Genomic DNA, 13,682 nt, shown 5'->3' on the forward strand with positions numbered 1-13,682 from the left:
GGCGACCGCCACGTCATCGGTTCCGAAGTGCCGCGACCGGCTCCCGTCGACGAGCACGCAGTGCGACGCCCAGCGTGTGCGGACCGTGTCCACCGACGTAGACCCGTTCCCCGGTCATCGCGTCGGTTCCGCCGGGCAGGGTGTAGTCCTGACCCGGGTCGTACCGCAGGATGTCGTTCCGGTCCGGCCCCGCGAGCGGCTCCCCGGCGTGGACGCCGACTTCGACACGGATCTCGCTGTCGCCCGCCCGGTAGGTCAGTGGTCCGGTACTGAGACACCAGTGCCCGTCGCCGATGGGTACGGCGCCATGCAGTTCGCCGCCCGGCCGGAAGGTCAGTTCGAGCGCCCACGGCACCCGTGGGCCGCGGATGTCGATCCGCAGGTCGGCACCGTCTTCTCGGAGGTCCACGTCGATGCCGGTCGTCAGCGTCAGCTCGTCCCGCGGCCGGTCCGGGAAGGCCATCGCGGCCGAGAAGCGTCCCTCGTCCGTCACCCGGTAGGCGCCGTCGGATCGCCGTTCGCCCGGCGGAAGCGGCTGGTAGTAGGCGGCCGTCAGGGTTTCGGTGAGCCGGTACCGGCCGTCGGAGAGCTGTCGCATGTCCGTGGCACGGAACGGGCCCATGTCGAAGAATCCGCGCGAGAGCCGGACCGCGTCGAGGACGGCGTCGCCCGCGAACAGCCGCAGGAAGGTCGGGTTGTTGGCGAGGCCCGAGCGGATGCGCCGGTGCTCGGGCACGTCGGAGCCGCCGTAGACCACGGTGTGCGCGGCCGCGGAGGCATGTGAGGCAAGGCGTGCCGTGGTGACGTACCGGTCGCGGGGAAGGGTTTCCTGCGCCGGTGCCGGCAGCGTGCGGCACAGGTCGGGCGTGAGGAGGGTCTCCGCGAGCAGATTGGGGTCGTCGATGCCGCAGGCTGCCGCCAGCCGGGCCGCTCGGCTGAAGTCGCCCCGGCCGGTACGGATCGCGAGCAGCCGGTAGTGCGGCAGGTAGGGCGCCAGCGGGAACCGATGGTTCTGGTCCTGCCGCCGTGAGTGGACGGTTTCCACTGTGCCGTCCGGTCTGATGAGGTCCAGGGTCGCGGTGAGGTTGCGTTCGACGGCATCCCGCAGGTCGGCGCGGCCGAGGACGTCGGCCAGCAGCAGCAGCGACGGGTTGGAGACGTGGGCCGCGTAGTTGGCGCTCCGCTCCGAGTACAGGCCCTCCGCGTCGATGTCGACGCCCTCGGCGAGCCACGCTTCGATTCGGTCGAGCAGCCGGTCGTCAGGGAACGACCGGTGCAGTCGGGCCAGCGCCGCGCACAGCTCCCATCGGTGGTTCGGGGTGTGCACCCCGCCTGTGCGGAGGCTTTGGGAAGCCGCGCCGGCGATCTCGGCCAGTGCCGCGGCGACCTCGCTCAGTTCCGGCCCCGCGCTCGCGGCCATGACGTGCGCGTCGCACACGTCATTGACGGTGAACGCGGAATCCGGGGGTGACTGCACGTTGTCCCCGCCGGCGAAGAGGCCGGAGGGGGTCTGCACCGCCCGGAGGGCGCCGAGGTGGGTGGTCGCGGCGGCGATCGCCCGGCTGCGGCCGTGCAGCGCCGAGTCCCGCGAACGGTACGCCGCGAGCAGTGTCTTCACCCGGTGCGCCAGACCGCGATGAGGCACACCGGCCGGCTCTTCGTCCGGGCGGTCCGCCAGCGGGACAGCCAGCCGGTCGGCGGCGCAGGCCACCTCGCGGACGAACTCGCGGTCGAGCGTGATCTGCACGGTCAGTCCTTCAGTCCGGCGTTGATGTCGGCGCCCATGACGTAGCGCTGGAAGACCAGGAAGATGACGATCAGAGGAATCATGGAGATGACCGATGCGCCGAGCAGGACCGACCAGTTGATGTTCTGTGCGCCGACGATGCTCTGGATGCCGATCTGCACGGTGAACCTGTTGGGGTCGTTGAGCATCAGAAGCGGCCAGATGTAGTCGTTCCACCGCCACTGGAAGGACAGGATGGCGAGTGTCAGCATGATGGGCCGGGACAGCGGCACCATGATCCGCAGGAAGATCGACAGTTCGCGGGCGCCGTCGATGCGGGCGGCCTCGACCAGGTCGTCGGGGACCGTCAGGAAGAACTGGCGGAACATGAAGCATCCGGTCGCGGTGAGCACGGCCGGGAGGATGATGCCGCCGAGCGAGTTGTAGAGGCCGAGGTTGCGGACCACCAGGAACTCCGGGGCGAGCATGACCTCGGACGGCAGCATCGTGGTGGCCAGGATGCAGAGGAAGAACACCTTGAGCCACTTGTTGTCGTACTTGGCCAGCGCGTACCCGGTGCAGCAGCTGGCTCCCACCGTGAGGATCGTCGAGATCACGCACACGATGGTCGTGTTGATGAAGTACTGGGAGAAGTTGGCACTGCGCCACGCCTGCAGGTAACCCGACAGAGTGGGGTGGTGCGGAACCAGGGTCAGCGGATAGGAGAACAGATCCCCGGCAGGTTTGAGGGAGCTGAGGATGAACCACAGCACCGGCAACCCGTAGAGGCACGCCAGGATCCACAGCAGTGTCGTCGCGGGTACAGCTCGCCGGAGACCACCGCCGCCCGCGCTGCGGGGCCGCTTTCTGGAAACGGCGCGTCCGGGGTCGGCGTCGACCGGGCGTGGCATGTCTGTGGTGGTCATCGGTTCTCCATCCGCCGGTTGGCGATCAGCTGGATGATCGCGACGGCCATCAGGATGATCATGAGCACGAATGACGCGGCGCTCGCGTAGCCGATCTGGCCCCGGTTGAAGCCGGTCTGATAGATGTACTGAACAAGCAGGTTGTTCGACGTTCCGGGTCCTCCGTTGTTGAGGGAGACGAAGAGCGGGTATTCCTTCATCGCGTTGATCGTGTTCAGCAGGATGACGATGAACGAGGTGGGCGCGATGCTCGGCAGCGTGATGCTGATGAACTGGCGCCACGGACCGGCGCCGTCGAGCGAGGCCGCCTCGTAGTACGACACCGGTACGTTCTTGATCGCCGCGATGAACAGCAGCATCGAGAAGCCCGTCCAGGCCCAGGCCCCCGCCATCACCACAACCGCCAGCGACAGGTTGGCGTTGGACTGCCATGGAATGGCGTGACCGCCGAGTTTCTCGATGACGTAGTTGACCAGACCGAAGTTCTCACCGAAGAGCCACCGCCACAGGACACCCACGACGATGGGCGACAAGAGCCACGGGATGAAGAAGATGACGCGGGCGACCGACGTGCCCTTGGCGTGCTTGCTCACCAGCACGTTGGCGATGAGCAGCGAGAGCACGAAGTTCAGCGGGACGAAGAGCACGGTGTACAGCAGCGTCCGGGTCAGCGCGTCGTAGAAGGAGGAGTCACCCACCAGGTTCTGGTAGTTGGACAGTCCGACGAACTGGGACGGCCCCACGCCCGTGTAGTTCGTGAAGGAGTAGACGAGCCCGATCACCGCCGGCCAGACGAAGAACAGCGCGAACAGCACGACATTGGCCGCGACGAGGACGAGCGGCGCGATGGTGTGGCCACTGCGTCTCCTGGGCGGGCTCGCGGACACGTCCGAGGCGCGTTTTGTCATCTTCCTGACTCCGTGCTGGTGGAATGGATTCCTGTGGGCCCACGCCATGAGCCGGCAACGTGGGGGCGCCCGGGCCGGGCGGCGGTGTCTCGACCCCGCCGCCCGGGCCCTCCGGCCTGTGATCAGCCGCCGACCTGCTGGTTGTAGCCGGCCACGATGTTGTCCAACGCCTTGTCGGCCGACTGCTGGCCGTTGATCGCCTTGCCGAGCTCCGTCTTGGTCGGGTCGGTGGTGAGGCTCTTGCCCTTCAGCACCCAGTTCGTCTGCGCGTTGTTGAAGTAGCCCGAGATCGGGGCGTAGAGCGGGATCTCCTCGTTGTACAGCTTGAACGCCGCCTGCGCCGCCTCCGAAGTGAACGGGTACTTCGGGTTCAGACCGCTCTCGACGGGCAGGAACCCGGACGTCTCACACAGTTCGCGGTAGTGGTCCGGCTCGTACACCCACGACATGAACTTCTTCGCGGCGCCGGCCGCGGCGCCGTTGTTGTTGAAGGCGACCATCATGCCGCCGCTGTTGACGTCGCTGGCCTGCACCGGCTCGGCGGGAGTCGGGACACTCGCCCAGTCGAACTTCTTGACGCTCTCCGCGAAGGCGGGAACCTGCCACACGCCGGACCAGTAGGCGACCACGTCGCCGCTCTGGAACATGGCCGACGGGTCGGCGCCACTGGTCCACACCGACTTCGGCATGGTCCTGTCGTCGTTCAGCCCGACGAAGTACTTCACGGCGTTCCTGGTCGCGGCGTCCACCGAGAACTTGCCGGAGGAGTCCGCGTGGACGTACTTCCCGCCGAACTCGTACACCATGGCGCGAAGCCGGGACGGCGACTGGTCGAACGTCAGGGAGTACTTGGCGCCGGTCTTCTCCCGGACCTTGTCCGCCGCCTTGATGAAGTCGGTCCAGGTCCAGGTCTTCCGGGGCGAGGTCGGGAAGGAGACGCCGGCCTTCTTGAACAGCGTCTCGTTGATGAACAGGCCGGACGCGGTGACGTCCGAGGGGATGGACAGCACCTTCCCCGACGAGTCCTTGGCGAGGAAGTTGCCGTTGATGTTGTTGCTCTTGTTGTTGGCTATGGAGCTGAGGTCGATCAGCCTGCTCGACCAGATCGGGTCCAGCGCGGGCACGTCCGCCACGTCGGGCAGAGCGTTCGCCTGCGCGGCGTTGTGGAGCTTCGTCGGGTAGCCGTCGTAGGGGATGTTGACGAGCTTGACGTCGACGCCGGTTTCCTTCTTGTACTGCGCGACCAGCTTCTTCCAGCCCGCATCCTGCCCCGGAACCGTGGACAGCCAGAACGTCAGCGACTTCTCGTTGCCTCCGGACCCGGACCCGGAGCCGCAGGCGGAGAGGAGAAGGGCGGCCGCCGTGGCCACCGCGGCGAGGGGCGCCACGCGACGCATACTGCCGCGGCCGAGCAGGCGCGAGCGCCGCACACCCACACAGGTCATCTTGGATCCCTTTCCGTCGTAGCGGACGGAGCACGGCGCCGACCGCCAGCAGTAGCAGGTCCCCGTTTCTTATCACTGTGATTAAATACCTACAAGGGCCGGCGGCATCTCTTTTACGCATTGACGCCCTTGGCATGCAGCGGGGGGCTGGGTAGTCTCCGGTCAGCCACGAAACGAGCGGACGAGACTTATCCTCAGTCCGATGGTTATTGGGGAGGGCTGTGAACCGACGGGCGCCGCGCACCGCGACAACACGGCACGTCACCGAGATCAACCGGACCGCGATCCTGGATGTCCTGCGCGAGCACGGGCCGCTGTCCCGGCGTGACATCCAGGAGCGCACCGGACTCGGCTCGGCCACCATCGAACGGCTGTGCTCGGCGCTCATAGAGGAAGGCGCGGTCGAACTCGCGGGCCAGGTGCGCTCCTCGGTCGGCCGGCCCTCGACGCTGCTGCGTTTCGCGTCGTCGGCCCGCGCCATCGTCGCTGTGGATGTCACCGAGTACACGGCACGAGGACGCGTGGTGAACCTGGGCGGAACCACGCTGTACGAGGAGAGCCAGACCTTCGATCTCGACGGTGGAGAAGCAGGTTCGGTCCGTTTGAACGGGCTGCTCCACCTCGTCGACCGGCTGACCTCCCCGCAGACGGGGGTGACAGCGCCGATCGTCGCCATCGGCATCACGGTTCCCGGCATCGTGCACTCAGGGGTGGTGTCCAGGGCCGTCGAACTCGACTGGCGGGAAGTGCCGCTCGCCGACATCGTCTCGGCTCGGTGCGGTCTTCCGATCCATGTCGAGAACGACGCCAACGCGACGGCCTACGGCGAGTGGACGAGCGGTGCCCTCGCGGGCGCGCACAGTGCCGTCGCCCTCGTGCTCGGCGCCAGGCTCAGCGCGGGGATCATCAACGAGGGACATCTCTACCGGGGGCACCGGTCGGCCGCGGGGGAGATCGGCTTCCTGCTGAACTCCACCGCGTCGTTCGCCCGGTATTTCCCGGAACAGGGCGATGTCGAGTCGAGTCTGGCGGCACAGGTGCTTCCGTTCGCCGCGCGGGAGGGCCTGCACGGCAGGCGCATCGGTCCCGCGTTCCGCGCGATGATGGCCTGCTGCCGGGCGGGCGACAGCGAGGCCGCGCGGGCCCGCGACGAGTTCTTCGACTCGATCGCCCTCGCCCTCGTCGCTCTCTCGGTCGTGCTCTCGCCCCAGGTCATCGTGCTGGCCGGCGCGTTCGCACAGTACAGCGAGGAGTCCGCCGAGCAACTGACCAGGCGCCTCGTCGGCCGGATCCCCTGGGTACCGCGGATCGCGGTGAGCGAGCTCGGCTTCGACGCGGCGATCACCGGGGTGAGCGCACTGACGATCGAACACGCTCGTTCCGCGACCTACCTCGCTTGATGCGCCGGTGTGAAGCGCCTGGGCGCCAGTGGGCAGGCACGCCGCCGGCAGCGCGGCGTCCCTGCCTTCCCCCCACCAGCCGAACCAGGACGGAGCGTGAGCCATGGACGAAGTGATACGCATAGCGGTCGTGGGCACCGGTGACGTCGCCATGGACCACGCGGCCACGCTCACGGCCCCGGGCCCCGTCCCCGCGGAAATCGTGGCCGCGGCCGACACCGACCGGACACGGCTGAACACCTTCCTGACCGAGCACCGGACCTCGGCCGGCTACGAGGACATCGACGAGCTGCTGGCCCGGTCCCGGCCCGACCTGGTGTACCTGTGCACTCCACCCGGCCTCCACCGCGACCAGGCCCTGGCCTGCCTGCGCTCCGGGGCCAGCGTGCTGGTGGAGAAGCCACCCGCGCTGTCGCTGCGGGAGTTCGACGAGATCGCCGCCGCCGTGAGCGGCCCACCGTGGTTCGCGACGGTGTTCCAGCACCGGTTCGGTCAGGGCCAGGCCGAACTCAAGGCCCTGGCCCGCTCGGGACTGCTGGGCCGCCCGTTGCTGGCGGTCTGTCACACCACCTGGTTCCGCGACCAGGCGTACTTCGACGTGCCCTGGCGCGGCCGGTGGGACACCGAGGGCGGCGGACCGACGATGGGGCTCGGCATCCACCAGATGGACATGATGCTGGATCTGCTCGGTGACTGGACGGAGGTGCGGGCCGTCACCAGGACGCAGGCGCGCCGTACGGAAACCGAGGACGTCTCGCTGGCACATGTGACGTTCGCCGGCGGCGCCGTGGCCTCCGTGGTGAACAGCGCCCTCTCCCCGCGGCAGGAGTCGTACCTGCGTTACGACTTCGAGTACGCCACCGTCGAGGTGTCGCACCTGTACGGATACCGGGACGAGGACTGGCGTGTGACACCGGTACCCGGGCACGAGGACGTGCTCGCCGCGTGGAAGGCCGGCATGACCGGCGCCGGGCAGGACCCGGCCGCGCTGAACTCCCGAAGCGGGCACTGGGCCCAGTTCGCGCGGGTGCTGTCCAGCCTTCGCGACGGCACTCCGCCGCCTGTGCCGCTCGCCGAGTCCCGGAGGACCCTCTCGCTGGTGGCCGCCATCTACGCGTCCGCGGCGACCGACCGCCCGGTGAAACCCTCGGACCTGTCTCCCGGTACGCCCTTCTACGACAGCATGGCCGGTCACCGTGCCGGCTCAGCCTGACCGACCCGCCCCCCTTCATGCACCGGACACGTCCCGGTCGCCGAACTCGCACCGACGGGACACCGCCCGACCGTAGATCTTCGCTCGTACGCATCAGTTGACCTGGATGCCTTCACGAGCCGTCCACGAGTCGCACGCGATCGCACGCCCCCTCCCACCACGGCCGCACGGCCGGAGAACTGAAGAGAGGCTCAACGCATGCCGTCACTCCCCGGGCACCACGGCACCTCGTCCGTCAACCGGCGAGGCTTCCTCAAGACCTCGCTGGGTGCCACGGCGGGGCTGCTGGCCGCGCCCACCTTCGCCACGTGGCAGGCAGCCGCGGACGCGAAGGCCGCGACCGGTCCCGCCGCGTTCGTGGACGACTACAGGACGAACGTCCCGACGAACCTCACCCCCGAGACCAACGCGGTCGTCCGGATCCTGGGCGGTATGGCCGAGACGTGGAAGACGGGCGGCGCCTGGAACTCCGGCACGCCGCTGATGCCCGAGGTGCTGCGGGCCAACATGCGCTACTGCGCCCGCGTCACCTCCACCCGCACCGACGCGCAGGCCAAGGAGGCGTTCCTCTACGACCGGCAGCACCAGAGCTACGCGATGATCGCCGGCCTGGGCCCGCTGGCCGACCTGTACAAGAAGGGCGCCAAGGCCGTCACGTCGATCACGAGCGCGCCCGACGGCACGCCGCCGGCCAAGATCGACGACGCGGTGCCCGCCGGCGCCCCGGCGGGCTCCGCGCTCGGCGCCGGTTCCCACGACTCCGCGCTCGGCAAGGTGGCCGAGCTGGTGGACACCCTGCGGGGCCCGTACGCCTCCGGCAACCCGGCCAAGTACGCCTACCAGTACCCACGTCCGTGGCGCATGAACGAGGACAGCGAGGTCGTCGACACCGGGCGGACCGACGCGCTCGGCTACCCGGTCTACGAGTCCGACGTCGTGGTCGCACCGCAGCTGCTGCGCCAGCGCAGCACGTCCCCGACCGACGACGGCGGGTTCCCCAGTGGCCACACCAACGCCTTCCACCTGGCGGGGCTGGCCTACGCGTACGCCGTCCCGGAGCGGTTCCAGGAACTGGTGACCCGGGCCCTGGAGCTGAGCCACACCCGGATCACGGCCGGCATGCACTCCACCGTCGACGTGATCGGCGGGCGCGTCATGGCCACCGCCCTGGCCGCCGCCACGCTCGCCGACCCCGCCAACGCCGGCCTCAAGGCAGCGGCCCGTGCTCAGGCGCTCGCCTACTACCGGGAGAAGACCGGCGCGACGGCCGACACGCTCTACGCCTACGCGCATTCGGCGGGCACGGACACCGACCCGTACGCCGACCGGGACGCCAACGCCCGTGCGGTCGGGCCCCGGCTGACGTACGTACTGACCCGTCACGGGCGCCACACCGACCTGACCGTGCCCAAGGGTGCCGAGGTGCTGCTGGAGACGCGACTGCCGTACCTGGACGCGGTGCAACGCCGTGAGGTGCTGCGCACGACCGCGCTGCCCTCCGGCTATGTCCTGCTGGACGGCTTCGAGCAGTGGGGGCGGCTGAACCTGTTCGCGGCGGCGGACGGTTACGGCTCCTTCGACGCGGACGTGCGCGTGACGATGAACGCGGCCGAGGGCGGTTTCGCCGCGCACGACAGCTGGCGCAACGACATCGACGGCTGCGGCGGCCTGACCAAGCGCGGCACCGGGAGCCTGACCCTGACCGGGGAGAACCGGTACACGGGCGCAACAGTGGTCGAGGACGGCACCCTGGTCGCCGCCTCGCGGAGCGCGCTGGGCCACGGTGATGTGCGGGTGACGGGCGGAACGCTGGAGGTGGCCGGCGCCGCAAGGGTGCGCGGCTCCTACACGCAGGCGGCCGGGGCGGCCCTCGACGTCGCGCTGCGCGCGGGGCACAGGGCGGCGCTGACGGTCGAGCGGCGCGTGGTCCTCGACCGCGACAGCGTGCTGACGCTGCGCCTGGACGAGGACCGGCCGCCGGCGGCGGGCGCCACCGTCCCGGTGCTCGCCACCGGGTCCCTGCGCGGTCGGTTCGGGCGCGTCGACGTTGTGCCGGACACCTACCGGGCCGTCCCCGTCTACACGGCGGAGGGGCTGGCGGTACGGCTGCTGAAGCGGTAGCCGGCCGCTTGGACGGTGACGGGCGTGTCGCGCGAGGGGTGCGCGACACGCCCGTACCGCTGGACGGGCACGGGTGCGTACGGATGAGGGTGAGCGGCCGCCGTACGCGGACCCGTGCCCGCTGCCGCACCGCGCTACAGCGTGGTGCGGGACTCGAGGTCCCGGCGGGTGTCGTTGCCGTAGACGCCCATCTCGTCGCCGCGGATGCCGTACCAGAGCTGGAAGCGGGCGACGGCGGCGGCGAGCGTGGCGTCGTACCGGCCGTCGGTGGAGCCGTGGTCGTAGACGTCGGGAATGCGCAGCAGGCGTTTCTGCAGTTCGGTCACCTGCGGTCCGCTGTCGCCCTCGCGCAGGGTTCCGGGCCCGTCGGGGTCGCTGCCGCTCCGCCGGGCGGGGGCGCTGGTGGCGGGCGACCGGGGTGGCGGGGCCGCCGCGTGCTGCTCGGTGCCGCGGCCCTGCGGGCCGGGCAGGAGGAGTGCGGCGCCGAAGCCGATGAGGGCGGCCGCGGTCACGCCGACCGTGATCGCCGCGCGGCGCGGGGTGAGTCCGTCGTCGACGGGCCGATCCCGCCCGCCCCGCGCAGGCGGTACGGCAGGCAGTTCCTCCGTCGCGTCCCCGTCGGTCGCCGGCGCCACCTGGACGGCGGTCGCCTCGGGGCCGGGCTGTGCAGGGCGGTCCTTTCCCTCCTGCAGTTCTCTGACCAGTTCGGCCAGCGCCTCGGTGCGGCGGCGGCGCACGACGTAGGTGGGTTCCAGCACCCGGCGCAGTGGCCGGCCCTGCCCGGTCGGTGTCGACACACCGCTCTCCTTCCGTGCCCGCGGTCTCTCGCCGTCTCCCGGGGAGAGATACGTGCGGGCATGCCGGCCGGTTCACCGGGAACCACGGTCACCGGGACGACGCGGGCCGCCGGGCGGCCCGTGCTGAGCTCAGTGCTCGCACAACATACCCCCTAGGGGTATAGTCCGGTGTCGGTTCAAATGGGAGGAGGGCACCGCATGTGGGACGCGATCGTCCACGCGCTGGCCATCACCGGGTCGATGACCTGGGAGATCACCTGGGCGCTGATTCTCGGCTTCGCCCTGTCCGCCGTGGTGCAGGCGGTGGTGCGCCGCTCGACGGTCGTGCGGCTGCTGGGTGACGCCCGGCCGCGTACGCTCGCCCTGGCCTCCGGGTTCGGCGCGGCCTCCTCCTCGTGCTCGTACGCCGCCGTGGCGCTCGCACGGTCACTGTTCCGCAAGGGTGCCGACTTCACGGCGGCAATGGCGTTCGAGATCGCCTCGACCAACCTCGTCATCGAACTGGGTGTGATCCTGGCGCTGTTGATGGGCTGGCAGTTCACCGTCGCGGAGTTCGTGGGCGGCCCGGTGATGATCGTGGTGCTCGCCGTGCTGTTCCGTGTCCTGCTGCGGGAGCGGCTGCTGCGCTCGGCCCGGGAGCAGGCCGAGCGGGGACTGACGGGGTCGATGGAGGGGCACGCGGCGATGGACATGTCGGTGGGGGGCGAGGGCGGCTTCCTGCGCCGGCTGATGTCGCGGGCGGGTTTCACGTCCGTGTCGCACATCTTCGTCATGGAGTGGGCTGCGATCCTGCGCGACCTGGTGGCCGGACTGCTGATCGCGGGGGCGATCGCCGCGTGGGTGCCGGAGGAGTTCTGGCGCGTGTTCTTCGTGGCCGACCACCCGGAGGCGGCCAAGGTGGTCGGACCGCTGGTCGGACCGCTCGTGGCGATCGCGACGTTCGTGTGCTCGATCGGGAACGTGCCGCTGGCGGTGGTGCTGTGGAAGGGCGGCATCAGCTTCGGCGGTGTGATCGCCTTCATCTACGCGGACCTGCTGATCCTGCCGATCCTGAACATCTACCGGAAGTACTACGGCGCGCGCACCGCCGCGTTCCTCCTCGCCACCTTCTACGCGGCGATGGTGGTCGCCGGATACGTCGTCGAGTTCCTCTTCGACGGCCTCGGCCTGATCCCCGACCAGACCCGCGCACGGATCCCCGAGGAGGGCGTCAGCTGGAACTACACCACCTGGCTCAACATCGCCTTCCTGCTGCTGGCCGCAATCCTGCTCGTACGCTTCCTGCGTACCGGCGGCCGGGCCATGCTGCGGATGATGGGCGGGGCGCCCGAGCACGGGCAGCGCACCGCGGCACACCAGGGTCATCACTCTCACTGAAGCGCCGCGGCGTTCGACCAGTACCCCTTCGCCCCGTACACGGACGCGCAGTGGAAGCTCGTGCCCGGTCTCGCCGGCGGTGCGGGGGTGGTGATCCGGTGGGTGTGATCACGGGGTTCCGGTGTCCGCGTGTGCGGGCCGGTCGCGCAGGAGGGCGTCGAGGCGGTCCAGGATCCATGACCAGGACTCCTGGGAGTCGGGAGCGCTGTGACCGAAGCCGCCGGCCGCCTCCAGACTGACGTAGCCGTGGAGGACACTGCCCAGCAGCCGGACGGCGTGCGTCTGGTCCGGTTCCGTCAGGTCGTAGCCGCGCAGGATCGCGCGGGTGAACCGGGCGTGCCTGCCTCCGGCGCTGACGGCCGCCGTCCGAGGATCGAGCCGGAACCGCGCCGCCGTGTACCGGCCGGGGTGTTCGCGGGCGTAGTCGCGGTAGACGTTCGCGAAGGCCAGCAGGGCGTCCCTGCCGGCCCGCCCGGCCAGGGCCTCGGCGGCCCGGTCGGCGAGTTCTTCCAGGGCCAGCAGGGCGATACGCGTCCTGAGCTCCTGGGAGCTCTTCAGATGCGAGTACAGGCTCGCCACCTTGACATCGAACCGCCTGGCGAGCGCGGAGACGGTGACATGGTCGAAGCCGACCTCGTCGGCCAGTTCGGCCCCGGCCCGGACGAGCCGTTCCGTGGTCAGCCCTGCGCGCGCCATCGCCTCCTCCTTCGTAGGCCCGAAGGGATTGTGCGCCTACCTAAGGACATGAGGCAAAAGTCATGAGGTCAACGTCTTCTTCACGGCGCCGGTCACCGGCAGCGGGTCGTTCGCGGACAGCACGGCCGGCACCTCGAACGCCGGCGTGCCGAACGCCGCGGGCGGCCTGAACAGGGAACCCGGACCGGCGATCGAACCGATGGGCCCGGAGGCGACGCCCGCCCGGCGAGCAGCGCGTCGGAGCCGATCCGTTCCACGCCCGGGCCCGCAGGCGGGCACCTCACACGGGTGGGCGCCGGTACGGTGTACCGGCGCCCACCCGACCGGAAACGACCGTCAGGACAACGTGCCGTTGTAGTCGGGCAGTTTGAACGTGCGCTCGGCGTGGCCGCCGACCAGGTCGGAGTCGTTGTTGCCGACGTTGGCGATGATCGTGTAGCCCTGCGCCTCGATCTCCGCCCGCTTGCTCGTCTTGTACGTGCTCACCTCGCCGAACAGGTCCCGCAGATCCCGCACGAAGAGGCCGTCGACCGGATACCCGACCGTCGTGAGGTTCCACTTGGTCTCGGACTCGATGATGCCGGGGCGCGCGGTGACGAAGAAGACGGAGACGCCCCGGGACTTGGCGTACCTCGCCAGTTCCAGCGACGGCTCGACCGCCGGGGTGGGCAGCTCGTACCAGGGGTGGAAATACGTCTCGAGCGTGGTGTTGTCGATGTCGAAGACGATCGCGAGCTTCTGCCCGGTCGCGTTCGCGGTGCGCTGCCGGACGTACGGCAGCGCCTGGTCGATGACCGTTTTCACATCCGCCTGCCAGGTGGCGTAGTCGACGCCGGAGTTCTGCGCCGCCGTCACGCTCACGGCCGCTGCCGCGGGAGCCGCGGAGGCGGTCCCCGCGGCGCTCACCGTGCCGCCGATGCCCAGTGCCACGACCGCCGACACCGCGCCGAACCGGCGCACCGCACCACGTCTTGTCATGCCCGTCCTTCCCTCGCGTCCACATCGCGTCCGTGCGGCGGTGACTCCTCCGCCACGGCCGCGCTCGACATGTTCACGTCCAATGATGGACATCA

11 protein-coding genes are annotated in these 13,682 nt (G+C 69.8%); 4 read left to right on the forward strand and 7 right to left on the reverse strand.

Translation table 11 applies throughout. The features are described 5' to 3' along the window. Window positions 1-13 precede the first annotated feature (13 nt). The 4 genes from AC5WS8_RS01000 to AC5WS8_RS01015 all read right to left on the reverse strand — a co-directional run bounded on the left by AC5WS8_RS01000 (window position 14) and on the right by AC5WS8_RS01015 (window position 5,005). Complete coding sequence (locus AC5WS8_RS01000) at window positions 14-1,747, reverse strand: hypothetical protein (protein ID WP_496101309.1); 1,734 nt, start codon at window positions 1,745-1,747, stop codon at window positions 14-16. 2 nt (window positions 1,748-1,749) lie between these two features. Further along, window positions 1,750-2,652 (reverse strand): carbohydrate ABC transporter permease, encoded by a 903-nt coding sequence (locus tag AC5WS8_RS01005; protein ID WP_496101310.1) that lies wholly within the window; start codon window positions 2,650-2,652, stop codon window positions 1,750-1,752. Further along, window positions 2,649-3,560: a carbohydrate ABC transporter permease gene (locus AC5WS8_RS01010; RefSeq protein WP_496101311.1), complete on the reverse strand. Its 912-nt coding sequence runs from the start codon at window positions 3,558-3,560 to the stop codon at window positions 2,649-2,651. Before AC5WS8_RS01010 ends, AC5WS8_RS01005 begins: the two co-directional genes overlap by 4 nt. 122 nt (window positions 3,561-3,682) lie before the next feature. Next, a complete protein-coding gene (locus AC5WS8_RS01015) occupies window positions 3,683-5,005 on the reverse strand; it encodes an extracellular solute-binding protein (RefSeq protein ID WP_496101312.1) in 1,323 nt (440 codons plus the stop codon). 221 nt (window positions 5,006-5,226) lie between these two features. Between AC5WS8_RS01015 and AC5WS8_RS01020 the strand changes: the two genes are divergently transcribed. The 3 genes from AC5WS8_RS01020 to AC5WS8_RS01030 all read left to right on the forward strand — a co-directional run bounded on the left by AC5WS8_RS01020 (window position 5,227) and on the right by AC5WS8_RS01030 (window position 9,739). Beyond that, window positions 5,227-6,405 carry an ROK family protein gene (locus AC5WS8_RS01020; protein WP_496101313.1) on the forward strand — a complete coding sequence of 393 codons (1,179 nt, stop codon included), beginning with the start codon at window positions 5,227-5,229 and terminating at the stop codon, window positions 6,403-6,405. Between the two features lie 103 nt (window positions 6,406-6,508). Further along, window positions 6,509-7,618, forward strand: a complete 1,110-nt coding sequence (locus tag AC5WS8_RS01025; protein WP_496101314.1) for a Gfo/Idh/MocA family protein — start codon at window positions 6,509-6,511, stop codon at window positions 7,616-7,618. A 198-nt stretch (window positions 7,619-7,816) separates the two neighbouring features. Continuing rightward, window positions 7,817-9,739, forward strand: coding sequence for a phosphatase PAP2 family protein (locus tag AC5WS8_RS01030; protein WP_496101315.1), 1,923 nt, complete (start codon window positions 7,817-7,819; stop codon window positions 9,737-9,739). 134 nt (window positions 9,740-9,873) lie between these two features. On the opposite strand, the gene AC5WS8_RS01035 is transcribed toward AC5WS8_RS01030, so the two are convergent. Beyond that, on the reverse strand, window positions 9,874-10,536 hold the full coding sequence (locus AC5WS8_RS01035) for a peptidoglycan-binding domain-containing protein (RefSeq protein WP_496101316.1): 663 nt from the start codon (window positions 10,534-10,536) through the stop codon (window positions 9,874-9,876). Window positions 10,537-10,734: 198 nt separating this feature from the next. Here AC5WS8_RS01035 and AC5WS8_RS01040 point away from each other — a divergent pair, with 198 nt between their 5' ends. Further along, entirely contained in the window at window positions 10,735-11,913 is a 1,179-nt protein-coding gene (locus AC5WS8_RS01040) for a permease (RefSeq protein ID WP_496101317.1), read from the forward strand. 108 nt (window positions 11,914-12,021) lie between these two features. On the opposite strand, the gene AC5WS8_RS01045 is transcribed toward AC5WS8_RS01040, so the two are convergent. Next, on the reverse strand, window positions 12,022-12,609 hold the full coding sequence (locus AC5WS8_RS01045; RefSeq protein ID WP_496101318.1) for a TetR/AcrR family transcriptional regulator: 588 nt from the start codon (window positions 12,607-12,609) through the stop codon (window positions 12,022-12,024). A gap of 336 nt (window positions 12,610-12,945) precedes the next feature. After that, window positions 12,946-13,587 (reverse strand): HAD family acid phosphatase, encoded by a 642-nt coding sequence (locus tag AC5WS8_RS01050; RefSeq protein WP_496101319.1) that lies wholly within the window; start codon window positions 13,585-13,587, stop codon window positions 12,946-12,948. Window positions 13,588-13,682: the final 95 nt, after the last annotated feature.

The sequence above is a fragment of the Streptomyces sp. PTL18 genome (assembly GCF_059510295.1).

What these genes read in the sequence shown, in the direction of transcription:
- AC5WS8_RS01040 (WP_496101317.1), top strand. Translation starts at nt 10,735, where the DNA reads ATGTGGGACGCGATCGTCCACGCGCTGGCCATCACCGGGTCGATGACC.
- AC5WS8_RS01045 (WP_496101318.1), bottom strand. Translation starts at nt 12,609, where the DNA reads ATGGCGCGCGCAGGGCTGACCACGGAACGGCTCGTCCGGGCCGGGGCC.
- AC5WS8_RS01030 (WP_496101315.1), top strand. Translation starts at nt 7,817, where the DNA reads ATGCCGTCACTCCCCGGGCACCACGGCACCTCGTCCGTCAACCGGCGA.
- AC5WS8_RS01050 (WP_496101319.1), bottom strand. Translation starts at nt 13,587, where the DNA reads ATGACAAGACGTGGTGCGGTGCGCCGGTTCGGCGCGGTGTCGGCGGTC.
- AC5WS8_RS01010 (WP_496101311.1), bottom strand. Translation starts at nt 3,560, where the DNA reads ATGACAAAACGCGCCTCGGACGTGTCCGCGAGCCCGCCCAGGAGACGC.
- AC5WS8_RS01005 (WP_496101310.1), bottom strand. Translation starts at nt 2,652, where the DNA reads ATGACCACCACAGACATGCCACGCCCGGTCGACGCCGACCCCGGACGC.
- AC5WS8_RS01015 (WP_496101312.1), bottom strand. Translation starts at nt 5,005, where the DNA reads ATGACCTGTGTGGGTGTGCGGCGCTCGCGCCTGCTCGGCCGCGGCAGT.
- AC5WS8_RS01025 (WP_496101314.1), top strand. Translation starts at nt 6,509, where the DNA reads ATGGACGAAGTGATACGCATAGCGGTCGTGGGCACCGGTGACGTCGCC.